General features: G+C 46.7%; 18 protein-coding genes. 15 read left to right on the plus strand and 3 right to left on the minus strand.

Going from position 1 to position 23,817, the window contains the following annotated elements:
• Window positions 1–122: 122 nt before the first annotated feature.
• Window positions 123–1,658, plus strand: a complete 1,536-nt coding sequence (locus tag AC58UX_RS28920) for an FAD-dependent oxidoreductase (RefSeq protein WP_497259249.1) — start codon at window positions 123–125, stop codon at window positions 1,656–1,658.
• Here AC58UX_RS28920 and AC58UX_RS28925 read toward each other — a convergent pair.
• A complete protein-coding gene (locus tag AC58UX_RS28925) occupies window positions 1,655–1,810 on the minus strand; it encodes a hypothetical protein (RefSeq protein WP_497259301.1) in 156 nt (51 codons plus the stop codon). The genes AC58UX_RS28920 and AC58UX_RS28925 overlap by 4 nt on opposite strands.
• On the opposite strand from AC58UX_RS28925, the gene AC58UX_RS28930 reads away from it, so the two are divergent.
• From AC58UX_RS28930 to AC58UX_RS28955, 6 genes are all read left to right on the plus strand, one after another.
• Window positions 1,737–3,068 (plus strand): FAD-dependent oxidoreductase, encoded by a 1,332-nt coding sequence (locus tag AC58UX_RS28930; RefSeq protein ID WP_497259299.1) that lies wholly within the window; start codon window positions 1,737–1,739, stop codon window positions 3,066–3,068. The two genes, AC58UX_RS28925 and AC58UX_RS28930, sit on opposite strands and share 74 nt — an antisense overlap.
• A 29-nt stretch (window positions 3,069–3,097) precedes the next feature.
• A complete protein-coding gene (locus AC58UX_RS28935; RefSeq protein WP_497259251.1) occupies window positions 3,098–3,949 on the plus strand; it encodes an FAD-dependent oxidoreductase in 852 nt (283 codons plus the stop codon).
• The gene (locus AC58UX_RS28940; protein WP_497259253.1) at window positions 3,933–5,744 is read left to right on the plus strand and encodes an FAD-dependent oxidoreductase; all 1,812 of its coding nucleotides are present in this window, start codon (window positions 3,933–3,935) and stop codon (window positions 5,742–5,744) included. The genes AC58UX_RS28935 and AC58UX_RS28940 overlap by 17 nt, the downstream gene beginning before the upstream one ends.
• A gap of 282 nt (window positions 5,745–6,026) precedes the next feature.
• Window positions 6,027–6,611: an SGNH/GDSL hydrolase family protein gene (locus tag AC58UX_RS28945; RefSeq protein ID WP_497259255.1), complete on the plus strand. Its 585-nt coding sequence runs from the start codon at window positions 6,027–6,029 to the stop codon at window positions 6,609–6,611.
• Between the two features lie 390 nt (window positions 6,612–7,001).
• Window positions 7,002–8,633, plus strand: a complete 1,632-nt coding sequence (locus tag AC58UX_RS28950) for a polysaccharide lyase family 8 super-sandwich domain-containing protein (protein ID WP_497259257.1) — start codon at window positions 7,002–7,004, stop codon at window positions 8,631–8,633.
• On the plus strand, window positions 8,603–9,853 hold the full coding sequence (locus AC58UX_RS28955; protein WP_497259259.1) for a polysaccharide lyase family 8 super-sandwich domain-containing protein: 1,251 nt from the start codon (window positions 8,603–8,605) through the stop codon (window positions 9,851–9,853). The genes AC58UX_RS28950 and AC58UX_RS28955 overlap by 31 nt, the downstream gene beginning before the upstream one ends.
• 339 nt (window positions 9,854–10,192) lie before the next feature.
• Here the strand turns inward: AC58UX_RS28955 and AC58UX_RS28960 are convergent, their stop codons facing one another.
• A complete protein-coding gene (locus AC58UX_RS28960) occupies window positions 10,193–11,875 on the minus strand; it encodes an acyltransferase (protein ID WP_497259261.1) in 1,683 nt (560 codons plus the stop codon).
• Between the two features lie 142 nt (window positions 11,876–12,017).
• Between AC58UX_RS28960 and AC58UX_RS28965 the strand changes: the two genes are divergently transcribed.
• Window positions 12,018–12,866 (plus strand): AraC family transcriptional regulator, encoded by an 849-nt coding sequence (locus AC58UX_RS28965; RefSeq protein ID WP_497259263.1) that lies wholly within the window; start codon window positions 12,018–12,020, stop codon window positions 12,864–12,866.
• An 89-nt stretch (window positions 12,867–12,955) separates the two neighbouring features.
• Window positions 12,956–14,316 (plus strand): IS3 family transposase gene (locus tag AC58UX_RS28970; protein ID WP_497259265.1). Its coding sequence is split into 2 segments (ribosomal slippage): window positions 12,956–13,412 and window positions 13,412–14,316, totalling 1,362 coding nucleotides; the frame shifts between segments, so codons are not numbered across the junction.
• Window positions 14,317–14,469: 153 nt separating this feature from the next.
• On the opposite strand, the gene AC58UX_RS28975 is transcribed toward AC58UX_RS28970, so the two are convergent.
• Window positions 14,470–15,366 (minus strand): AraC family transcriptional regulator, encoded by an 897-nt coding sequence (locus AC58UX_RS28975; protein WP_497259267.1) that lies wholly within the window; start codon window positions 15,364–15,366, stop codon window positions 14,470–14,472.
• 157 nt (window positions 15,367–15,523) lie between these two features.
• Here AC58UX_RS28975 and AC58UX_RS28980 point away from each other — a divergent pair, with 157 nt between their 5' ends.
• The 6 genes from AC58UX_RS28980 (at window position 15,524) to AC58UX_RS29005 (ending at window position 23,815) form a co-directional block, all read left to right on the plus strand.
• Window positions 15,524–16,381: a sugar phosphate isomerase/epimerase family protein gene (locus AC58UX_RS28980; RefSeq protein ID WP_497259269.1), complete on the plus strand. Its 858-nt coding sequence runs from the start codon at window positions 15,524–15,526 to the stop codon at window positions 16,379–16,381.
• On the plus strand, window positions 16,381–17,382 hold the full coding sequence (locus tag AC58UX_RS28985) for a hydroxyacid dehydrogenase (RefSeq protein ID WP_497259271.1): 1,002 nt from the start codon (window positions 16,381–16,383) through the stop codon (window positions 17,380–17,382). Before AC58UX_RS28980 ends, AC58UX_RS28985 begins: the two co-directional genes overlap by 1 nt.
• A gap of 22 nt (window positions 17,383–17,404) precedes the next feature.
• Window positions 17,405–18,535 carry a glycoside hydrolase family 88 protein gene (locus AC58UX_RS28990; RefSeq protein WP_497259273.1) on the plus strand — a complete coding sequence of 377 codons (1,131 nt, stop codon included), beginning with the start codon at window positions 17,405–17,407 and terminating at the stop codon, window positions 18,533–18,535.
• Between the two features lie 282 nt (window positions 18,536–18,817).
• Window positions 18,818–21,859 carry a fibronectin type III domain-containing protein gene (locus tag AC58UX_RS28995; protein ID WP_497259275.1) on the plus strand — a complete coding sequence of 1,014 codons (3,042 nt, stop codon included), beginning with the start codon at window positions 18,818–18,820 and terminating at the stop codon, window positions 21,857–21,859.
• A 97-nt stretch (window positions 21,860–21,956) separates the two neighbouring features.
• Window positions 21,957–22,913, plus strand: coding sequence for an ABC transporter permease (locus AC58UX_RS29000; RefSeq protein WP_497259277.1), 957 nt, complete (start codon window positions 21,957–21,959; stop codon window positions 22,911–22,913).
• Between the two features lie 11 nt (window positions 22,914–22,924).
• Window positions 22,925–23,815 carry a carbohydrate ABC transporter permease gene (locus tag AC58UX_RS29005; RefSeq protein ID WP_497259279.1) on the plus strand — a complete coding sequence of 297 codons (891 nt, stop codon included), beginning with the start codon at window positions 22,925–22,927 and terminating at the stop codon, window positions 23,813–23,815.
• The last annotated feature ends 2 nt before the right edge of the window (window positions 23,816–23,817 follow it).

A 23,817-nucleotide genomic window follows, 5' to 3' on the forward strand; every position in this document is an offset into this window, starting at 1 on the left:
CTATCTAAAAAAACCATACGATAACATCAGAAAAAGAAAGAATGAGCATTCGAATTGGTTCGACTATGGTCTACAATAAATAGCTGTTAGGTCCTCAAAACAGACTGGAGGTAGTTGAACAAATGGATGAGATGACGATGTACGATGTTGTTGTATATGGGGGCAATGCAGGCGGAATCGCAGCAGCGGTACAAGTAGCCAGAATGGGTTTAAAGCCCATTGTACTTGAACCGGGTATCCGGATCGGTGGACTTACGACAGGAGGGTTGGGCGCAACAGACGCTGGGGATCCCGCTGGTGTTGGCGGCTTTGCCAAGGAATTTTACGAGCGTTTAGCCAAAAATAGCGGATTGGAAGGCTTGATGTGGCGCTTCGAGCCCAAGGCCGCTCTTCGGGTATTCGAGGAGTGTTTGGAGGAGTGCGGTGTAAGCGTCAGAGTCAACGCCAGGTTGGACGAGCAATACGGTGTTCAAATGGAAGGCAAGAAGATTGTATCGTTGAGGCTTGAATCGGGTGAAAGGATCAGTGGTCGCGTTTTTATCGACGCCAGTTATGAAGGTGACCTGATGGACGAAGCTGGTGTTTCGTATACGGTGGGCAGGGAAGGAAACAACCAATACGGTGAGTTGAATAACGGCATACGTCAACCGAAGCGCATCACTCCCGTCATTGATCCCTATCGCGTGCCAGGAGACCGCGCAAGTGGACTATTGCCCCGTGTGAATGAGAATCCGGGTGGGGGCATCGGTGAAGGAGATCGGAAGGTGCAGGCCTACAATTACCGCATGTGTCTGACCAATGATTCGGATAACTTAGTTCCAGTTGAAAAGCCGGAGCTTTACCAAGAGGAAGATTACGAGATTTTATTCCGGCTGCTTGAGGCCGGTTACCGAGAGCCGCTATTCAAGCTGACGATGATGCCTGGCCGGAAGACAGATTCCAATAATAATGGCGCATTCTCCACGGACTACATCGGCATGAACTATCATTACTCCGAGACGGATTACGCTACCCGTCAAACAATCGAGAAAGCGCACGAGACTTACCAGAAAGGTCTGATCTGGACCTTGCAGAATCATCCGCGCGTGCCTGCGGAAATTCGGGAGTTTTACCGGCCATGGGGGCTTCCGAAGGACGAGTTCATGGACAACGGACATTGGCCATCGCAGCTATACGTAAGGGAAGCAAGGCGCATGCTTGGAGAACGCGTCGTGACGGAGCGAACGGTAGAACGGGAAGTGCTGGACGATGATCCAATTGGGCTTGGGTCGTATTCGATGGATTCCCATTACACGCAATATTGCTTGGATGAAGAAGGGTTTTTCTGTGTGGAAGGCGGATTTATGGCTGCGGTAAAAGCGCCGTTTGCGATCAGCTATCGGGCGATAGTACCACGCAGCGACGAATGCGAAAACTTACTAGTGCCCGTATGTCTGTCGGCTAGTCATGCGGCCTATGGCTCGATCCGGATGGAGCCGGCATTTATGGTACTCGGACAATCGGCGGGAGCGGCGGCTGTACTGACTGTGCTCAGGGGAGGGACCGTGCAGGAACTACCGTACCCGGAGCTGCGTGAAGTTTTGGATCGAAGCGGTCAAATATTGGACCTTGGCGTCGACTATGTCACACCTCCCGAGACTTCCGGGAATCCGCTTTAAGCCAAGCAATGAAGGAGGAGTAGGGGAATGGAAAGCAGCTTTGATGTGATTGTTGTTGGTGGCGGAATCGCTGGTGCGATGGCCGCGATTGGTGCTGCGCGCTGCGGTGCGAAGACGGTATTGATTGAGCAATACGGATTCATGGGTGGCATGCTGACCGCCGCAGGGGTAGGACCGATGATGACCTTTCATTCGGGGGCCACGCAAGTTGTGCAAGGACTTACCGGTGAACTGATCGACAGACTGAAGGCAAAAGGCAAATCGCCCGGTCATGTCGAGGACACGACGGGTTATACGTATACCGTCACGCCATTTGATGCCGAAGGTATGAAATACGAACTGGACCTGATGTTTACGGAAGCCGGCGGGCAATTGTTGTATCATACGATGCTTGCGGAGGCGAACGTCGAAGGTGGAACAATTCGTTCAATTAAAGTGGTCAACAAAGCGGGACTGAGCGAGATTACCGGCCGCGTGTTTGTCGACGCCTCAGGCGACGCCGACCTGTCCGCATGGGCAGGCGTGGAGTTCAATAAAGGTAGGGAGCAGGACGGCGCAACACAGCCGATGACGATGAATATGAAGGTGCGCAATGTCGATATCGCCCGTGTGAAGGAATATATCCGATCTCATCCGGAGGAGTTTCCAAGGCTTGCAACCGTAGAGGATAGGGAGCGGGTGTTGCGGGCGGAGCGGTTGTCCATTGGTGGATTCGTAAGCGCGATGAGGGAAGCGATGGATAACGGCGAGCTGTCGGGCGTTCGCGATGATTTGTTATTCTTCGAGACGAACAACCCAGGCGAGGTCATCGTCAACACCTCGCGGATTCTCGGCTATGACAGCACCAACCCCTGGAGCTTGAGCGAAGCCGAGGTCGTAGGCAGAAGACATGTGAAGGAGCTGGAGTCGTTCCTGAAGCGGAAAATTGTCGGCTTTGAAGACGCCATCGTCATGTCGTCCGGTCCATCGGTCGGCATTCGGAGTTCAAGACAGATCAAAGGCTTATATACACTAACACTTGACGACCTGCTGCAATGCCGCACTTTCGACGATGTGATCGCCCACGGCGGCTATCCGATCGACATTCATCCACCGAAGGGCGAGCAGGAGGAGCATTTCAAGAAAAGGAATCGGGAGATTACACATCTGAAGTCGGGAGAAACATACAGCATCCCCTATCGTTCTCTGATCAACGATAAAATCAGCAATCTACTTACAGTAGGCCGGTGTATCTCGACCACGTTTGAGGCACAAGGGGGTATTCGTGTGACGCCAATTGCCGGTGCAATCGGACATGGCGGCGGCGTCGCTGCCGCACTAGCGGCGCTGGGTAACAAGCCGACAGGCGAAATTTCCATTTCCGAGCTGCAAGATGAGCTGAAGAAGCAAGGCGCCTACCTGGAAATATAAGATATTAAACAACAAAGGACGGTACTAGCATGAAACATAGCAAGCATGACGTGCTTATATGTGGTGCCACGTTAGCCGGGATCGGTGCAGCGATTGCTGCACGCGAAGCAAACCGGGATGTCATCCTGGTTGAGCGAACGGGGGGAGTTGGCGGAGAATGGATTGAGGCGATTCACCCAGGAAGTATGGGGGAGGAATTACTGACAGATGTCGGTAATGCGCTTCGTGAAGAGCTGCAGGAGCGAAATCTACTGGCGAATGATGGACCCATTCATTTGCCAGGGCTGCATCCAGTCCTCTGCTCGTGGATTCAGCGGTTGGGAATCCAGGTCGCCTTCTTAACGGAGGTAATTGAGATCACCAATCCGAATGAAGGCGGAGGATACGAAGTAATGTTGTATGATGCCGCTGGCTATCGGAATATATCGGTCGGGCAAGTGCTGGATACATCTTCGGAGCGGCTGACGACGCCAACACAACTGGCTATACCCAAGCGCAAGTGGCTGAACGCTTATCTGCATCATCCGGATAACGGACGTACGTCATGCCCAGCACCGCTGGATGCATCGATGTCTATTCGCCAAGGCCGGTTTCTTGCGGAAATCATTATGCAGCGGGAGTTTGATTCGGCGACTAGCTGGCAACAAGCGAGACAGGAGCTGCATCGTTACTGGCAGGCGCGCGGGGAGCAATGGTCTGCGTGGACGATTGCAGCGATAGGGAGTACGTATGCGTGCGAAGTACCGCAAGGGCCGCATCAGATTACAGCACAGTGGCAATGGTTACCGTCCGCATCTTATGCGAACCCGTTGGCGGCATTTGAACAAGGTTATGCGTATGCGCGAAAGGCGGTGGAGAGTCGACATGCAGCACACGGATGAGATATACGACGTAATCGTAGTGGGGCTCGGCACGGCGGGCGCGATTGCTGCGATTGCCGCTGCGCGCAAAGGGCTGCGAGTCCTTGGCATTGATCGTCATACGAGTATGGGCGGAGTAGGCACGGCCGGTGGCGTGCTCGGCTATTATTATGGGATGCGCGGGGGCTTGTTCGAAGAGTTCGACACCCAGGTGTTAGCGACGGAGAAGGACGTCTATACGCCAGCGTTTGGCGTTAACCCGGAAGGAAAGCAGTTCGTGCTGGAACAGGAAGCAGAACGGGCGGGCGCTGTTATTCGTTACAGTACAACGGTCGTACGCGTATGGACGACAGACAAAACGGTGCGAGGTGTTGAATGCTTCTCTCCAGAACGCGGCCGCTATATGGTCGAGAGCAGGATCGTGATCGACAGCACAGGCAATGCTGATATATGCCGTCTGGCTGGATGCGAATTGCAAGGAGGCCGTTCATTTGACGGTCAGGCTCAACCGTTTTCGAACGCGCTGTTCAAGATCGACAAAGGTCGTATCCGCGGCTACTATACAGATTCCGGATACGTATGTCCGGAGGAGCCGGAAAGCATGTCGCGCGCAATCGTGCAGTCGGCGCTGTTGTCTACGCATTTGTTGCCACGATATACCGAAGAGGAGCGTTATATGCGGATTGCGCCGCAGCTTGGCGTACGTGAAGGAAAATGTATTGTCGGGGAAGAGACTGTTACGCTGGAGAGCTTCTTAAAGGAACAATATTCGCGTGAGCCGCTGTTTATGGCTTACTCCAATCTGGATAACCATAGTAAAGATGTCGCTTTCGAAAGCGAGCTGCAACGGGATTGGACAGTGGCTGCAAGTCTGTGGGGATTGAAGTTTACCGTGCCGATTCCACTTGGCGCACTTATTCCGAAAGGTTATGATGGATTGCTAGTTGCAGGCCGCTGTCTGGCAGTGGATCACGATATGGCCGCCTGTGTCCGCATGAAACGGGATATGCAGAGAAGCGGCGAGGCCGCTGCCTATGCCGCCTACATGGCGATCGCCAAGCAAGTACCGCTGCGAGAGGTGCCCTATATAGAGCTTGCCAAGCTGCTGCGAGCAACGGGCGTCCTGACTGAACGCGATACCGTGTACTTCGAACATCGTGCTGCGTCAGCGGCGGAGCAGGAGCCGCCTATTCGCTGGATGAACGATGCAGAGGACATCCGCGCAGGTCTATCGGGAGTGAAGCCCGGCATTGCTATTTGGTCTGCTTGGCGCCTTGGAGATGCGCTGCGACCGCAGCTGTGGCAATGGATCGGGTTGCGTGACAACGTGCATTTGTATCGCAACAGCGCGATGGCGCTTGCGCTGCTAGGCGATGTATCGGCGGCGTCGGTGCTGCGCGAGATGGCGGAGGAGCGGGATTCGTTTATGCCTAAGACGAGTCTGAAATACAATCAGGTACGCGGATACGCAGCCGTCTATTTGCTTGGCAAGCTGGCAGATGAACCGAGCGTCCCGCTACTGATCCAACTGCTGGAGTCGCGGGAAGGGTTTACGTTTGAGGACGCCAACAAGGAGTTTTTGTCAGGCGATGAAGATTTGCGGTTTCAGTATGTCTCTTATACATTGATGGCGCTCGCTTCAATCGGCGATGTGCATGTGGAGACACGCCATGCCATTCGCGAGGCATTTGATCGATATGAGAAGCAACTCGACGGATCGCTTGTCATTTCATTCAAGGGAAGCTCTGTAATTCGCAATGTAATGGATGATAAAATTCGTTTGCATATCGAGCGTGTGCTGCGGCGGTGGCAGTAGCCTGAGGCGACCGCCACTCCAATCTAGCAGGACATAGTCATAATGAGCGGAATAGAAGTGCAGCAGATGGCAAGGCTCGGCTTCGAGCATCAAGCATTCGCGGGAAGATTTTTGTAATTTCAAGCAGCTATTCAAGAATAGCGCCTCGCCTGAAAACCAATACAAAAGGGCAAATGAGAGAAGGAGCTAAGTGACTTGCAAAGTGTTTAGCTCCTTTGCTTTGATGTTCCCAGGCTTCTTTCTTCAGGATGTTGTTTTTATTTTCACTTGGAGGTGGTTATTATGAAAAAGGTTTTATTATTGGGTGATTCTATCCGCATGGGATATGACGAGTATGTGAAGGATATTTTGAGAGGTAAATGCGAGGTTTATTATGATGATGCAGACAATGGTCGCTTTACATCCTATACGCTTTGGCAAGCAAACCAATTATTCAGAAAGCATGGCAAATTTGATGTGGTTCACTGGAATAACGGATACTGGGATATGAATATAGAAGCACCTATGCTAGAAGCAGTACACCCAGTAGATGAATATATTCATTTTCTAAAGAGAATTATTGTAGAGATTCGACGGAATGGCGCAGAGATAATTTTTGCTACTACCACTCCAGTTCTAAACAGAGGCTCTTCTTTGGATAACACTGGATTAGGGGTGAAAATCAAATATAACAATGATTGGGTTATTAAGTATAACGATGCGGCAAAAAGATTAGCGGCTGAAGGAAATATAACGGTAAATGATTTATACACACTTATGCTTCAGGATAAGAACTACTATAAATGTGAAGACATGCTCCACCTCACTGAAGAAGGCTATAAGTTGTGTGCTGAACAAGCAGCAAGACTAATTATGGAAAAACTATGATGAGGGTGTATTTACATGCTCTGCCCTACAAATTAGTAAATTAGTATACAAATGAACTAAAAACCATAAGCCTACCATCTATCGGAAAAAGTCAACTTGTCGGTATTATGAAGTTGTTTCAAAGTTACACGGATGAAAACGGGAGAAAGTATTATTTATGGAGGTTTTTTCAGAAGTGAAAATGTAAACGCTTCAAACTATCAATAACGAAAGGAGGAGTGATAAATGTCAAAAAAAGTGAAGCGGCTAGTGAGCAACTGAGCTTACTGATGCAAGGGCCTCTAACGGAGCAGAAAACAAGTTAAAGAACGATTGCAATTTGTAAGGAGCACTTCCTTAAGCTATTTATTGTTCATGAAAACCAATACAGGATGGAAGGATGTTGATGTAATGAATGTCTATCGACGCCTCAAAAAAAAGTATTTCTTAGTCGTTGTTTTAGCTCTGGCATTAGGTGGCATCTTCGGCGGTTCTGCTCTTGCATATGCGGACGACTTTGACCATCTGAGGACGAGAATGCAAGATCTCATCCTTGGAGGCAATTATGATCCGAACGACCCTGATATTATCACGCAAATCAATAATGTTACGTCAACTGCAAACGGGTACTGGAGTTCGATGGACAAGTCTACAGGGCGCACTTATATTTGGAGTGACGCGACGTTTCCTCCTTCGAACAACAGTATTTTAACGACCTATCAAAGATTGAGGACGATGGCAGTCGTTTATCATACGGTGGGTTCATCCCTCTACCATGATGCCGGTCTTCTAACGGATATTATCACTGCATTGGATTGGGTTAATACGAACTGGTACGATTCAAGCATACCCATGCCTTCAGGACCCAAGACCGACGATAACAGTTGGTTTGCATGGGAGATCGGCATTCCTCTGAATGTAAATGATATAACTATTTTATTGTACGACGAACTCACATCCACGCAAGTTTCCAACTATATGGCTGCGGTGATTAATTCCACGGGGCCAGACTGTACCCAAAGGGAAGGATCGGTAGGAAGCGGAATAACCAAAACCGCTACTGGTGCTAATCTGGTTTGGAAGTGCAATGTCCAGATTGGCTATCATACGTTGGTCAAAACGGGGACGGGGCTTGCCAATGCGGTTAATGCGCTTGAACCAGTGTTGAACTACGTCACAACCGGGGACGGATTTTATGAAGATGGATCGTTCATCCAGCACAAGTATTTAGCTTATACAGGTGGCTATGGTCTCAACATGCTGACCGATATAGTCGACTTGATCTATTTGGTAGGGGATTCACCATGGGAATATACCAAACCGAACATAGCCAATCTATATCAATGGATTTATAAAGGTTATCAGCCATTGGTGTATCGCGGCTCGTTGATGGATATGGTGGCCGGTAGAGAAATCAGCCGTAAACCCCTTGCGAACCCTATAACAGGCATTTTTGATCAGGAGCATCAGAAGGGTCAAACGTATATCGGCAATCTGATCTTGCTTTCTATGGTAGCTCCACCGCAGGATGCTGCCAACTTCAGAAGAATGGCCAAAGGGGTGGTGCTCGCTGATACGTATTCCCCTTTTCCTGGGAAAATCAGACGATTCGCCATTGCTCCGATCAAAGATATTTTGAATGATCCGAGTGTAACGCCAATCAGCGATCTGAACTTACACCAGACCTTTCGTACAATGGATCGAGTTGTCCATCAGCGCCCCGGATTTGCCGTAGGGTTAAGCATGTTTTCAACACGAACTCAAAATTACGAAGCGCTTGGCAAAGAGAACATAAAAGGCTGGTATACCGCCTATGGGATGCTGAACTTGTACACGGCTGTGGATTTTAGTCAACATAGCGATTATTTCTGGCCGACGGTCGACCCCTATCGACTTCCTGGCACGACTGTCGATAAAGGGACGAGAGCAAATGCTTCCAATGATGAGACACTCTTGGGACAAAAAACTGGGTTGGAGGCGTATCGCTTAATAATCTATATGGGGCTGCGGGAATGGATCTTAAGGATATGGCTAGCCCGCTAGCGGCGAAAAAATCCTGGTTTATGTTCGATGATGAAATAATAGCTCTTGGGGCAGGCATTACGGACTCCCGTCCAGATCATGTAGAAACCATTGTGGAAAACAGGAGAATAAACGGCAACGAGTCGTTAACGGTCAACGGTGCGGCCAAATCAACGACATTAGGCTGGTCTGAGACGATGACAGGCACTAATTCGATTCACCTTGGAACTCAAAATCTGGGGTATTACTTCCCGAATGGAGCCACCGTGCAAGGTTTAAGAGAAACGAGAACAGGGGCCTACAGTGATATTGCGACCTGGAATAATCCAGATCCAACACCAGTCTCCAGAAACTATATGACCTTGTGGCTCGACCATGGCGCTACGCCGTCTAACGCCATGTACGCATACACGATTTTACCGAACAGAACCAGTACCCAAGTAAGCAATTATGCGGCCAACCCGAATACCGTTACTTTGAGGAATGATACTACAGTGCAGGGAGTATATAATTCGTCATTAAAAATAATAGGAGCCAATTTCTGGACCGATACTTCAGCTTCCGTCAATGCGAATGGAATCACTGACTTTCTGAATAGTGATAAGAAAGCTTCGGTTATGACAAAGGAGACGGCTACCAACCTAGAGGCGGCAGTGTCGGACCCAACACAAGCGAATACTGGTACGATTAATATTGAAATCAAAAGAAGCGCGACTGGGATCATATCTAAGGATCCGGCCATTACTGTGACGCAATTAAGCCCAACCATTAAATTCAGCGTGAATGTGAATGGAGCCCTAGGTAAATCGTTTCAAGTGAAATTCAGCTATGTATATGAGGCGGAAGACCTTACAACAACAGCATCGGGAGCAGTAGAGGCTGATTTTACTGATGCAGGTACCTCTAACGGGGCAGGCAACAAGTTAGATGCCGATGGGATCAACGACTATGTGGAGTATAGTATTACTATCCCGTCAAACGGAACGTATAACATCAAGGTGGGAATAAAAAAAGGAAATTCAAGAGGGAAATTCAAGATATATCTGCCACAAGGCAATGCATATGTAGGTACGGAGCAAGACCAGTATGCTTCAGTCATTGATCATGTGGAATTGGATTTTGGAAACTATACCTTTAACTCTAGCGGAACGAAGATCATCAGGTTTATTGTTACAGGTAAAAATGCAAGCAGTTCCGGATACACTTTGGCGAACGACTATATTAAGCTAACACCGCAGTAATGTAAACTGTGGCGCACCAATAAGGCCGGGAAGCTCCCCGGCCTTATTGGTGCGCTTGCGCTGGGAAAATTGTAATGAATTTATTGAAGTTTATAAAATGATAGATCCGTCACTGTAGGCAATGATTTGTTATAAGTACTTCAAAACTTATTTGTAATTCAGGTTTTTTGCCCGAAAACACCACTTCAAAACTTAATTTGTAAATAGATTTTATAAGAAAAGCACTTCAAAACTTATATGTCACCCGACATCCCGGTGAGATTTATTGTGCGGATGGGAATGTTCTCCCATAAGTGAACGAAGAAGAGACGGATGAACGTTCATCCGTCTCTTTCTGATTCATTTCCAAGTAGGCTGAAGTTGTATAGCTGGATCAGGGCGATGCACGCCTTGTGGTTTGTAGCCGAGCAGCGAGCTGTAGCCGCATAGATCGGCCAGCAGCCAAATAATGCTCAGCCACATTTCCGTACCTTGGAGGCCTGGTGGGAACGAGCGCTCCAGCTCGAAGCTGAATCCTTTTCCATCCACCCATTGACCAAGTGCCCGATTAAGCTGCTCTTTCGCCCATTGCACGGCTTCGCTTCGGCGGTAGTCGGTTTGCTTCGCGCATAGCCACAGCGGATGAATCACATCGAGGACATTGCATGCATTGCCCGCGTCTTGTCGGAAGTATTTGCGATTACGGCTGTGTGCCAAAATTGTGTCGATCGCCGCTTCAGGGTAAGGAAGAGGTAGTCCGAACTGGGCGAACGTTCCACGGGTCAGCCGGTAGAAGCCGTTCACTGGTTGAAGCCATTGCTCTTCAGCCGTCGGCAGTCCCCACATACCCGTGTATGGATCTGCTTGAGCGTACAACCAGCCAAAAACATCATGAGGCCGCTCGCCGTCAAAATGCTTCTGATTTAAGTAAAGGCCAGTCCCGAAGCAGTCAATCCAATCGCCGGCTGACCAAGCATTCCTCTTCCAAGGCAGCGACGCCAGCTTGTTATAAAGCCGCTCTCCTTTCAGCTCCTCCACGGCACGAACGGGATAGGATAAAGTTGAATCCAGCAGCTCCAAGGCGTAGCCGACGGCCAACAGGTGATAACGGGACAAATGATCCGTCAACAGAGTAGGATCATTGTCAGCCGCAGGCGGGTTCCACGGATCAGGAAGGAGACCGCTGACAGGATCTTGAAAGCCGCGCAGCTTAGCGATGAGCTCTTCCTTGCTCAAACCAGGTGGCAGCGTGCCGAACAAGGCAGCGATTTCTATCGCGTCGCACCATGCGCGGATTGTTTTTTTGGCACCAGGTATAGACTTATCCAAATAGATGTGTCCATCTTCGGTTTGTACATAATAGGACGCGAGCAGCTCCTGATGCTGATCTTTTACTTTTGTCCCGAAATCGGATAAAGCCTTCTCCAGATCGGAGGAGAGCGCAGCAGAAGCGTACGCTCCTTCTAACCGGTTGCGCAGAACCTTGGCAGGATTGCCTCCCGCGATACTGTATGCGGGGACGTCCTTAGTGACGATCGCCCCAGCCGCAATAATGCTATGAGCGCCGATCGTGACGCCGTCCAAAACCACGGCATTGGCGCCAATCCACACATCATCCTCAATGATGATGCCCTTCGTAGTACAAGGCTGCTGGTAGATAGGTCGCGTCGTATCTTCATACCCATGATTGAAGCCAAAAATGGAAACGTGGGACGCGATGCGGACACCATCTCCAATCTCTACACGGCCAGCCACAATGGCATATGAATTAACAGTGCTGTTGCTGCCAATTTGAATATGTTCACCTCGAACCGTTGCGCCTCCTGCAATGAAACTTTTCTCGCCAATAGCAAAACGCTCTGGAAAGAAATGAGCTTTCCGAGATACATAGCTGTTCAGTCCGAACTCCGCATGGTACCTGTTGATCAGAAATTGCTGCCATTCTTTTTGCTGCTCAAGCTGCTCTTCCGTAGGCGAGATCCACGGCATATAATCAAGCTCCTCATCTTGCCAAAGCTCTGTACTTTCTAGTGTTTTATCCATAAAGTCTCCTCCTCAGGATGTTTTTTTCTAAATGTAGCAGCAATTGTAAGGCCAATGGAATAGCCAAATCAGTCATTATCATTTGTAAAAAACGCTCCTAATTATGCTACAATTGAAGAAACTGAATAGGGAGGTGCGAGGGATGGAATTAATGGAAGGCTCAACAATAAACAACCTTGCACTGCGCGTGTTATGGGTGTATGACAAACGTACAACTCCAGGTTGGACAGATATTCGGCAAACGACAGATGTGCATACGTTTTACTGGATTGCAGGTGGAGAGGGGATTTTTACAGATGAAGAAGAGGAGTCCTTTCGGGTTCGCAAAGGGTATCTGGCTTACCTGAAACCAGGCTTTCGCCTCCATATGAAGACGGACGAAGAATATCCTTTGAGAATGATCATGGTACTGACGGATATTGGCTACCTCTCATACAAACGGAGAGAGTGGGGGAGAGTTGAGCCGCTTGCCTCGCTGCCTTTTCCTTTCCTGAGAACGTTCACGAGCGAGCAGGCGAAGTATATTGATAAAATGTTTCATAGTCTGATCGAAGGCCAGATTCCTGGCGATCAAGGCGGTACGCTGGCGGATCAGCTGAAGCTGCTTCAGCTCATTCAGTATCTTCAAGAAACGAAGGGAGAGGAGCATGAAGATCGCCCTGCCCAAGAAGCTTTTGTACAGATGAAAAATTATCTGGAAACCCATTATTCAGCTAATATCAAGCTCAGTGAGCTTGCTGATCGATTCGGCATCTCTGAATCCTACTCGCGTAAGATGTTCCTGAAACAGCTTCAGCAAACACCGAAGCAGTATTTGCAGTCAATTCGGGTCGGACATGCCAAACAACTGCTGGAATTTACGGACATGTCGATGAGGGACATTGCGTTGGCTTGCGGCTACGGAGATGAGTTTCATTTTAGTAAAATGTTTAAGTTGATGGCGGGCGATGCCCCGTCGGTGTATCGGACGAAATCCATTTCAAAACTTTAATTGTCATTATAATTATCACAAAAAAGCCAGCAAACCCTTGAACTGCACCCCATTTGTTAGACACAACTAACAATGGAGGTGTAGTTTTTTTGTCTAAATTCAGTTTAGATGAGAAGTTAAAGGCCATTCATAGGTATCAGGATGGTACTGAAGGAGTTAAAAACATCGCAAAATCACTAGGGATAAATTACGAAGTTGTACGTATGTGGATTAAGCAATACGAATATCACGGGTTAACAGCTTTTGGAAAGAGCTATACAGCTTACACCATGTCATTTAAACTAGACGTACTCAACTATATGAACGAGAATGGGACGTCTCCGAATGAGGCTGCTGTCATCTTCAATATTTCCTCTCCTAGGATCATTAGAAAATGGCGTAGTCAGTTTAATGAAAATGGAATGGACGCCCTGAAATCGAAGAAAAAGGGGCGTTCACTTATGTCAGATAAGAAAGAAAACAATACGAAGAAACAAGAACCTACGGAGGGTTCAATAGAAGCTCTAAAAGCAGAATTAGAACGTTTACGGATGGAAAACGCCTATCTAAAAAAGTTGAATGCCTTAGTTCAAAACAAGGAAAAATCACCAAACAAGACAAAGCACAAGTAGTCTATGAATTAAGGCATGAATTCCCGGTGATTGCATTGCTAGCGATCGCTAGCGTCCCGCGTAGTACCTTTTATTACTATGTAAAGCAGTTTGACAAGCCCGATCTAAACGTAGACCTAAAACGCCTTATCCAATCCATTTACGAGGAACATCAGGGACGCTACGGCTATCGTCGTATTCGTGATGAACTATTTAATCGGGGACACCGAGTTAATCATAAAAAAGTACAGCGTATCATGAAAGAATTAGGCTTGAAATCAGTGGTGCGTATGAAGAAATATCGTTCATATAAAGGAACAGTTGGTAAAATTGCACCTAACGTTCTCGATCGTAATTTTAATGTGGAAAAACCAAATCAGAAATGGGTTACTGACATTACGGAATTTAAATTATTTGGAGAAAAGCTGTATGTATCACCTATTTTGGACTTGTTTAACGGGGAAATTATCACTTACACAATAGGGTCCCGCCCTACCTATTCCTTAGTCTCAGAGATGCTAACCAAGGCCTTTAAATGCTTATCCAAGGAGGATGAACTGCTCCTACATTCGGATCAAGGCTGGCACTACCAGATGAAACCCTATCAACATGCATTGAAGAAACAAGGAATTACCCAGAGCATGTCACGTAAAGGAAATTGTTACGATAACGCGGTAATGGAGAACTTCTTTGGCATTATGAAGTCGGAGTTTCTTTATCTAAATGAGTTTGAAAGTGTAGATCACTTCAAGCAAGAATTAGCACGATACATGGATTACTACAACCACAAACGTATCAAGTCAAAATTAAAAGGCATGAGCCCGGTACAGTACCGAGTTCATGCCCAAAAGGTTGCTTAAAATATTTGTCTAACTTTAAGGGGTCACTTCACCTTGTGTTTGCTGGCTTTCTTCATTTCAAAACCAATTTGTCACCCAACAAGTAAAAGTGAAGAAGAGAAGGAAGGATGCCTGTTAGGAGACATTAAAATTTTGAACAGCTTTTATTATTGTTTAAGAAAGATGCTTTCGGAAATCACGTGGTGTTACACCCGTATGCTTTTTGAACATCCGGTTGAAATGGCTGATATGGTTGTAGCCCACGCGTGAAGCAATCTCGGTTACATTCAGATCAGAGTCTCTTAAGAGTTCCATAGCCACTTGCATACGGATAGCAGATAAGAGCTCAATATAGGACTTCCCTTTTACAAGTCGCAGCATACTGCTGAAATAAGAGGGAGACATATAGGCGATATGAGCAACATCTTCAAGATGAAGGTCCTCATGATAGTGCGATTCCATATAGGCAATCGCTTTATGAAAAGCCTCACGATGAAACAACACCTCTCGCTGTTCTTGTTGCCCCGTAGTTTCTGAATAACGGGCATATTGTCGACCAGTAATCACAAGTAGCTTTAAAAGCTCAGCTTTGATTGCCAGTTGGTAGCCGTCTTCCATTTCATCCCATTCGGTTCTCATCACCTGTAGGACATTCTCAACCGATGATTGAATGCTCGGGGGAAGAGCCATTTTAGGAATAAGATCTTCTTGTGAGATCAGCGGTCTAATATAAGCAAAATCTACGAAGGTTTGCATACGGGTGAGGTCTCGGAGACTTTCATTAATAGCATGGGGCATAAAGTCAATCTGAATTAAGACAAAATCCATCGACTCGCGCAATTCCAGACGGTGCTCCTGATAAGGAGGGATGGAAAATAAGTCGCCTTTGGTCAAGACATAGGACCGACCATTCGTGACATGTAAACAGCTGCCCGACATCATATAGCAAAGCTGCAAATGTTCATGAGCATGCTTAGTTTTATTCATATAAGCAGGTGTTCGTACTTCAACTTTGAATGGAAACTCTTCATCCAGCATTTCTTTGTACGCATAGACGGGGAAGTCTGACATCGTATACACCACACATTCCTATTTCATCCTACTTGTCATGTTACATGGGGTCGTGGAAATGTGCAATAAATCCGTGGAAAAGGGAAAGTTTCTTCGCTCACGTGGGGCTACAATGGAAGTAATCAAAGTTGAAGATCACGTACAGGAGGAATGAAGCTTGAGAAACCTAGCCTATAGTACTCTGCCTTGTGAAGGCTGGAGCTTGGCAAAGATGATTACGTTTGCAAAGGAATGTGGATTTTCAGCGATGGAATTACGGGAGGGTAAAGCGTGGATGGTATCCACCGAGATGACTTCAGATGAGCGTTTAGAGGCACTTCATTTATTTGAAGAAGCTGACATAAGGGTCACGGATATTGGTTCGAATGTTTGCTTCAATGGATCAGATCGTGATCAGGCGATGTCGGAACATTTCGAGAAGGTTGCAAACCTGGCACATGACTTGAAAGCACAAGGTATTCGAGTTTTCTTAGGATACTTCAACGGTCGCAGAGACAAGGAAGTACCTGCTATCCCATATGGAAATATTGTCGCTCGCGTGAGGCAAGCCTGTGATTATGCCGCATCCTTGCAAGTGCAGGTTTGGCTAGAAACGCATAATGAATTTGCGACGGGGAGAGTGCTTCGTAAGCTGCTGGATGATGTCGATCGGACGAATTGTGCAGTAATCTATGATATTATTCATCCGCTTGAAGAAGGTGAATCTCCAGCTGATACGATTTCACTTTTGGGAGCACAATGCGCTCATGTTCATATGAAAGACGGTGTGCCCTTTGAAGACAAAATGGAAATAAATTGGAAGTATACGAAAGTTGGAGAAGGTATCATTCCTATCACCGAGATTGTCAGCTTACTGGATCAAGCAGGTTACCAGGGGTACTATTCCTTAGAATGGGAAACGAAATGGCGCAAGGAGCTTCAGGTACCTGGTATGGAACCGGAACTGATTTTTCCCGCTTATGTAAGCTATATGAATCATTTAACTCAAACCATTAACGAAATGAGGACAATCTAGTGAAAACATTAGTTACGATGAAGAATCCTGAACTTAGAGAGTTACTTTGGCAGGAAGCGACAATTCAAAAGCTAAAGAGCTTAAGCGATGTTGATTTTATTGCGTTAAATGAGAAATTCACAAGTGAGGATTTGGCTGAAAGAATCGGCGAGTATGATGCATGTATCACATCATGGGGATCGCCAGTGTTTACCCCAGAGGTGCTGGCTAGAGCGACTAAATTGAAGTTTATCGGCCATGGTGCCGGAAGTGTTGCAGCTATTGTGAATGAAGATGTGTTTGAAACGAATATTACCATTGTTACCGCAAATAAAGTGCTGGCGCACTCGACTGCCGAATGTGCATTCTCCATGATTTGTGCTGGAGCCTGGAATTTCTCCACACTTAGTGCCAGCCTAAAACAAGGTAAATGGAGCAACAACAACGGCGATACAGTTCTCGGTGTAAGCAGGAGAGTCATTGGTTTGGTGGGATATGGAGAAATATCCAAGCAAGTGATACGGATGTTGAAACCATTTCATGTAAAAATCTTATTGTGTTCCAGTTATTGCTCGCAAGACGAAGCGAACGCTCAAGGCGTCCAGCTTTGTGAATTGAACGACCTTTTTGAACAGAGCGATATTGTATCGGTTCACAATACACTGACGGACCAGACGCGTGGAATGATTGGCAGCGAACAGCTGAAGCGATTGCGCGATGGAGCATTATTCGTGAATACGGCACGAGGACCTATCGTACAGGAGCATGCGCTGCTTGAAGAGTTACGTACCAACCGTATAAAAGCCATGCTGGATGTATACGATCGTGAGCCGCTTCCCATTGACCATGAACTCCTGAAGCTGCCAAACGTCGTCTGTTTGCCGCATATTGGCGGGTTCCACGGAATTCTTAAGCGAGAGCTTTGCGATTTTATTGTCGATGAATTAAAGCGCTTTTCTGAAGGAGAAGCTCTGCAAGGAAAAGTAACGATTGATCAATACCGCAGATTAACGCGTAAATAAACATGATTAAAGGGAGTACACCATGAACAATTTATCAACTATCGTTACATTTATTACTGACAAAACGCAACGCAACGCTGCGAAATACGGAGATCGTCTACCTGCGCATACGAAAGATGGAGTTTATGAGTTTTCTGAAAATGGGTTTTGGACAGGTGGCTTTTGGACAGGTTTGAATTGGTTGTGTTATGAATTGACTGGGGATGAAAATTTTATTCGCACTGCTCGCGACTCGTATCCGCGTCTCTTGAAACGCTTATATGACACACCGGAAACACTGGATCACGATATTGGTTTTCTTTATTCGCTGTCTTTCGTGGCAGATTACAAAATTACAGGAAATCCTGAAGCGCTCAAGGTGGCTTTGGATGCAGCCGATCGTTTGGCCGAACGATTTAACGAAAAAGGTCAATTCATTCAAGCGTGGAATGTGTGGAAACAAGGAGATCCCTTTAGTGAAGAAAACAGAGGCCGTATTATTATTGACTGCATGTATAATTTACCGCTCCTATTCTGGGCTTCGGAGATAACAGGTAACCAAACATACCGCCAAATTGCAGAGGCGCATGCGAATACGTGCATGAGTACGATAATTAGATCAGATTACACGGCTTACCATACATTTGTATTTAACCCTGTTACAGGTGAGCCGAAGTTCGGTCAAACCCACCAGGGATATGCGGATGAATCCGTCTGGTCTCGTGGACAAACATGGGCAATCGGTGGCTATACGCACGCTTATCGCTACACAGGCGACGATGTGTATCTGAATGTGGCTCGTAATTGCGCGAAAGTATTTCTCGATGCTGTTGAACCCGATCTGATTCCTATATGGGATTTCTCTGTTCCTGATCCAAAGACAGCTAAACGTGATAGTTCTGCAGCTGCCATTGCTGCCGCAAGCTTATTGGAACTTGCTAAGTTTGTGGAGGGCTCGGAACGAGCAGCCTACGAAACGTATGCCAATCAGGTTGTCCAGAATCTCTTTGAGATGTATTCGACAAATCAGGATGAAACACATGAGGGCTTGCTTATTCACGGCTGTGGGCATCATCCCGCAGGCAAAAACATAGATTGCTCACTCATATATGGTGATTATTATTTTGTGGAAGCTGTAGCACGGTTACTCGGTCAGACCAAAGTATACTGGTAAGCATGTATGTGCAACAAATAGAACCTAGCCGTCGGCTGGGTTCTATTTGTTTGGCCTTCCGGCGACTCGCATTTAAAAGTAAAGAATTTTACACAATTTTGAAGATTATCGAGCTAGCTTCATCTATCCTTGTCAACTACAATTCAAGTAAATAGGAAAAAGGAGGATAGTGATGATCCATACTTTCATTATTGAAAGCGCTTCAATACTTATTTGATCCTTAGTGCAATCCATGTATGCTTGTTAGAAAAAGCTCCACCCATCTAAGGAGGATTGATTATTTTGAGGAAAGTTTGGTTTTTAGGTTTATTATTTCTATTTATTGCTTGTTTGGCCGGACAGGGGAAAGCTGAAGCTGCCGTAACCAATGTTTCGTCAATTAGCGATTTACAGACGGCGGTGACGAATGCCACGGCTGGCGCAGAGATCGTTCTGGCTAACGGAATCTATGATAATGATGGAAGCAACTCCATGATCATACTAAGCAATAACCAAGGGACTTCCACCCAACCTATCATTATTCGGGCTGCGACGCCGGGACAAAGTGTATTTACCGGCACTGTTGCCATTAGATTGTCGGGTGCCTGGATGGAATTTAGAGATTTTAAATTTGAGGTACAGTATGTGGCCGGCAATAACAATCGGAATGTTATTTCGCTGATTGGAGCGAAAAATATGAAGGTGAGTAACAATTATTTTCTTAACAGCGGTGATACAACCAATCCAACCTCCCATATTATTAAAATGTTAAATAGCTCCCACGACAATGTGATTGAGTCCAACACATTTGATGGCAACCGCTCAAGTGGTGTCGGTGTCCAAATTGGAACATCCACACAAACCAATCACGATAATACAATTAGCACGAATTACTTCAGGAATATTCGTTATGTAGGGGATTTGTTCCCCGGCCAAACCAATGGTATGGAGCCTATCCAAATCGGGCAAGCCACCAATAATGATATAACTGGAACGATTGTTGAGCATAACCTGATGGAAAACGTAACTGCCGATGGAGGCGAGATCATCAGTGTCAAATCGAGCGGGAATACCGTCCGCTACAACACTTTTCGCGATTCGCCATCTGGGGTTACCCTTCGGTTTGGCAACAATAATACAGTGAATGGCAACTTTTTTATCCGCACCAAAGAGGGCATACGTGTGTATGGAAGCTCCCATTCCATATTCAATAATTATTTTAAAGATATTACGAATAACGCAATCAATTTGGATGGCGGCGATAATGTAGCGAATGGGCATTACGCAGCCGACCAGGTGACGGTGAGTAACAATACGATCGTTAATGCAGGCATTGGCATCAATATTAACAATAGCATGTATCCAATTACGCCAACGGGGATTACCATCCAGAACAATCTGATTCAAACAGATAGAGGCAAAGCTTTTAATGAAAATGGTTCTAAGGTAAACAATCTTACTATTCCGACGTATGCGAAAAATCTATTTTTCTTAAGCGGGAGTGCACTCCAAGGTGTTGGAAGAACCGGCATTAACTCTGCTAATCCGAGCCTTACTGGCACGGGAGATGTGCGTCGGCCGCAATCCTATAGTGTTATAAGCAACTATGGGAATACAGTTACCGGACTGAGCACGGACATGGATGGGCAAACACGCAGTGGTAACCCGGATGCAGGAGCAGATGAAATTTCGGGAAGCTCGGTTATATACGCGCCAAGAACTGCAGCAAATACGGGGGCATTATGGGCTAACGGGACGGATCTTCAGGCACCTACGGCTCCGGTAAATGTTACAGCGTCCAATGTGACTGACACCAGTGCAGTCTTATCCTGGACAGCTTCAACAGATAATACGAGTGTAACGGGCTATGATATCTACGTGAGCTCTGTACTCAAGGCAACATCAACAAGCCCCACTTACACGATGACAGGCCTTGTTGCCAACAAAACCTACCAAATTACGGTGAAAGCTAAGGATGCTGCGGGCAACCGTTCCCCTGCGTCCAATGTTGCTACGGTTGTCACTGCCGCATCCTCCATTGTGGATACGACTGCACCAAGTGCGCCAACCAATTTTAAAGCGTTTATGAGAGAGCCTGCCTATCTCAGCTTTACTTGGTCATCTTCGACTGACAATGTCGGGGTGAGCAGCTATGAAATGTATGATAATGGGGTGTTCGTCACTTCAAGTGGCTCCTCCGCTAGTTCTATGCAATTAAGAAATGTGGACCCTGATACACACTACTATTCGATCAAAGCTAAGGACGCGGCAGGCAATTTGTCTGCAGCAAGCGACGAAGTATGGGTAACCTCATCCGGGCGTACCATCGCTTTCAATGGAAGCGCCGATCGCTATTTGGAGTCGGAATGGAACAGCTTTAAGACAGGTAACATTTCTTTAGTTAGCGATTCCGCTGCTTCCAGCGGGAGCTATATGAAGATCAATAACGGAAACGGGGATGAGAATACAAACGTTCGGATGGAATATAGCCTCAATGTCAGCAATGGGGGCACTTTCTATTTATGGCTGTTGGGTAAAGGTGTCGACGCTAGCAGCAATAAGGTGTATGTCCAGGTTGATGGAGATACAAAGATTGAAAATACACTAACGACGGCAGCATGGGGCTGGACAAAGTCAGCCTCACCGATTACCTTACCGGATGGTTGGCACACAGTGAAAATTATTAATAAATTAGACGGCACCCAGATCGATAAGCTGATGCTGACCAAAAGCAGTGCGACCGTACCTAGTGGAATAGCCGATACACCACTGGCTGTCGTTAACGATGGCGTCGCACCAACGGCACCTGCCAGCCTGGCTGCCACCTCGATTACAAGCAACTCGGCCCAGCTGAATTGGACCAGTTCTACAGACAATGTAGCTGTAAAACGTTATCTGATCTCTAACAATGGAACAGAACTCATAGCCTCTACATCAGTAAATTCTTTGGCTCTGACCGGGCTGACTGCCAATACCACCTACAGTCTGACTGTATTGGCGAATGATGCCGCAGGCTTCATCTCATCCAATAGCAATACCTTGACGTTTAGTACGGCTGCAGATACAACGGTACCAACCGTTCCAACTAATTTGGCGTCGGATTCCCAAACTTCTACGAGCGTACACATTCATTGGACGTCATCCATCGATGATACGGGAGTCAAAGAATACGACATCTACCGTAACGGAGTCAAGGTGAGCACGACTTCCACACCATTGGTTTACAGCTCTACGTTCTCTGGACTGACACCGAACACCAGCTACACCTTCAAGGTAGTCGCCAGAGATTTTGCCGGGAACGTGTCTGCTGCTAGCACGACAATGACCGTTTCAACGTTGCCTTGATCTAAGATTATTACACATTTTTGAAGAATGCATGGCTAGTTCCTCCTGTAGTGCCATCTTATAATTGAGATAGAAGATGACAAACAGGAGGGACGAAATGCTTAGTGAACGCACAAGTACGATGAAAATATCGAGTGCCACCAAAATAAAAAGAACCTACTTTCGAAGCTTTATACAGAATAAATGGCTATATCTGATGATGGTTCCTGGCGTTGCGTTTTACATTATCTACAAGTACATCCCGATGATGGGATTATTGATTGCCTTCCAAGATTACAACATTATGAAGGGCATTATGGGTAGTCCTTGGGTAGGCTTTAAGCATTTTGAAACGATTTTTAGCAGCCCGGATTTCTATGTACTACTTCGCAATACAATGGTAATCAGTCTTTATAAAATTCTGTTCGGCATGCTGCCGGATATTGCGATGGCACTTGCCTTGAACGAGATTCGCTCCGCTTGGTTTAAAAGAACGATTCAGACGATTACGTATGCGCCGCATTTCATGTCCTGGGTAATTATTTACGGCTTGGTGATGGCGTTCCTAGCTACAGATTCTGGTTTGGTCAATCAATGGATTCGCGATTCTGGTGGAGAGTCCATTAATTTCCTGACCTCCAACAGCTGGTTCAGGCCCTTGCTGGTTTTAACGGAAATATGGAAGGATACTGGCTTTGGGGCTATCATCTATCTGGCTGCTTTGACGGGCATCGACCCGCAATTGTATGAAGCAGCGATTGTAGACGGAGCTGGGCGCTGGAGGCAAATCTGGCATATCACGCTGCCGGGCATTCGCAATGTGATTGTCTTGCTGCTGCTGTTGAAAATTGGGCATATCCTCGATGCCGGCTTCGGCCAAATTTATATCTTCTTAAATACCCGGGTCTATGAGACTGGAGATATTATCGACACCTGGGTATATCGCCGGGGGCTGGAAAGTATGGAATTCAGTTTTGCCTCCGCAGTCGGTTTTTTCAAATCCTTCGTTGGTTTGGTGCTTGTACTTGGGGCTAATAAGTTAGCCAAAAAATATAGTGATTCGGGAATCTGGTAGGAGGAGTACGGATGTCATTAGTTGTCATTAAAACAAAAACGGATCGTGCTCTGGACGTCCTGCTATATACTGTCCTTACTGTAGCCGGTCTGGTAACGTTGTTTCCCTTTTATTATGTCATCATTATGTCTGTGACCCCAATTATTGAGGTGTTAAAAAATGGTGGTTTCGTGCTTATGCCTACAAAGTTTACGCTGGTCGCTTACAAGGCCATATTTCAAAGCGCACTGGTTCCGCGTGCTTTACAAATAACGGCTATCATCACCATAGTCGGTACAGCCTGCAATTTGCTGGTAACCACGTTGCTAGCGTATCCATTGTCAAAGAAGTGGCTGCCTGGAAGAAATATCGTGCTAATGATGATTGTGTTTACCTTGATTTTCACCGGTGGCATGATTCCTACTTATCTGGTAGTCAAGCAAACGGGCTTGCTCAACAGCATTTGGGCCTTAATCATCCCATCGGTAGTTTCTACCTTCAACCTGTTAATCATGAAGTCTTTCTTCGAAAGTTTATCGGAAGAAATTCAGGATGCAGCCAAAATCGATGGCTGTAATGATATGCAAGCGCTTTTTCACATCGTGCTGCCACTTTGCAAGCCGATCCTGGCGACCATGATGTTGTTCTATGGTGTAACGCACTGGAATGAATTTTTTAATGGCATCATGTACATGAGTGATCCGAAAAACTATCCGCTTCAGGTGGTGCTGCGCAATATGTTGCAGCAGCCGCAAATCAGTCAGGAATTGCTTGCCTTAAATCCGGAGGCGCGGGTGGAATTGCCACCGGAAACGCTAAGAATGGCTTTGGTGGTCGTCTCGACATTGCCTATGCTGGTGATCTACCCCTTTATTCAAAAGCATTTTACCAAAGGTATGATGCTGGGTGCGATTAAAGGGTGACA

This window comes from Paenibacillus sp. J22P90 (assembly GCF_059692195.1).

Bases quoted from the DNA above. Each gene is read 5' to 3' on its own strand.
- AC58UX_RS28925 (WP_497259301.1), bottom strand. From the start codon at position 1,810: ATGCCACCCATGAATCCGTATTGCTCAATCAATACCGTCTTCGCACCG.
- AC58UX_RS28990 (WP_497259273.1), top strand. From the start codon at position 17,405: ATGAACAATTTATCAACTATCGTTACATTTATTACTGACAAAACGCAA.
- AC58UX_RS28965 (WP_497259263.1), top strand. From the start codon at position 12,018: ATGGAATTAATGGAAGGCTCAACAATAAACAACCTTGCACTGCGCGTG.
- AC58UX_RS28950 (WP_497259257.1), top strand. From the start codon at position 7,002: ATGAATGTCTATCGACGCCTCAAAAAAAAGTATTTCTTAGTCGTTGTT.
- AC58UX_RS28935 (WP_497259251.1), top strand. From the start codon at position 3,098: ATGAAACATAGCAAGCATGACGTGCTTATATGTGGTGCCACGTTAGCC.
- AC58UX_RS28940 (WP_497259253.1), top strand. From the start codon at position 3,933: ATGCAGCACACGGATGAGATATACGACGTAATCGTAGTGGGGCTCGGC.
- AC58UX_RS28960 (WP_497259261.1), bottom strand. From the start codon at position 11,875: ATGGATAAAACACTAGAAAGTACAGAGCTTTGGCAAGATGAGGAGCTT.
- AC58UX_RS29000 (WP_497259277.1), top strand. From the start codon at position 21,957: ATGCTTAGTGAACGCACAAGTACGATGAAAATATCGAGTGCCACCAAA.
- AC58UX_RS29005 (WP_497259279.1), top strand. From the start codon at position 22,925: ATGTCATTAGTTGTCATTAAAACAAAAACGGATCGTGCTCTGGACGTC.
- AC58UX_RS28930 (WP_497259299.1), top strand. From the start codon at position 1,737: ATGGCCGCGATTGGTGCTGCGCGCTGCGGTGCGAAGACGGTATTGATT.
- AC58UX_RS28920 (WP_497259249.1), top strand. From the start codon at position 123: ATGGATGAGATGACGATGTACGATGTTGTTGTATATGGGGGCAATGCA.
- AC58UX_RS28945 (WP_497259255.1), top strand. From the start codon at position 6,027: ATGAAAAAGGTTTTATTATTGGGTGATTCTATCCGCATGGGATATGAC.
- AC58UX_RS28955 (WP_497259259.1), top strand. From the start codon at position 8,603: ATGGATCTTAAGGATATGGCTAGCCCGCTAGCGGCGAAAAAATCCTGG.
- AC58UX_RS28975 (WP_497259267.1), bottom strand. From the start codon at position 15,366: ATGTCAGACTTCCCCGTCTATGCGTACAAAGAAATGCTGGATGAAGAG.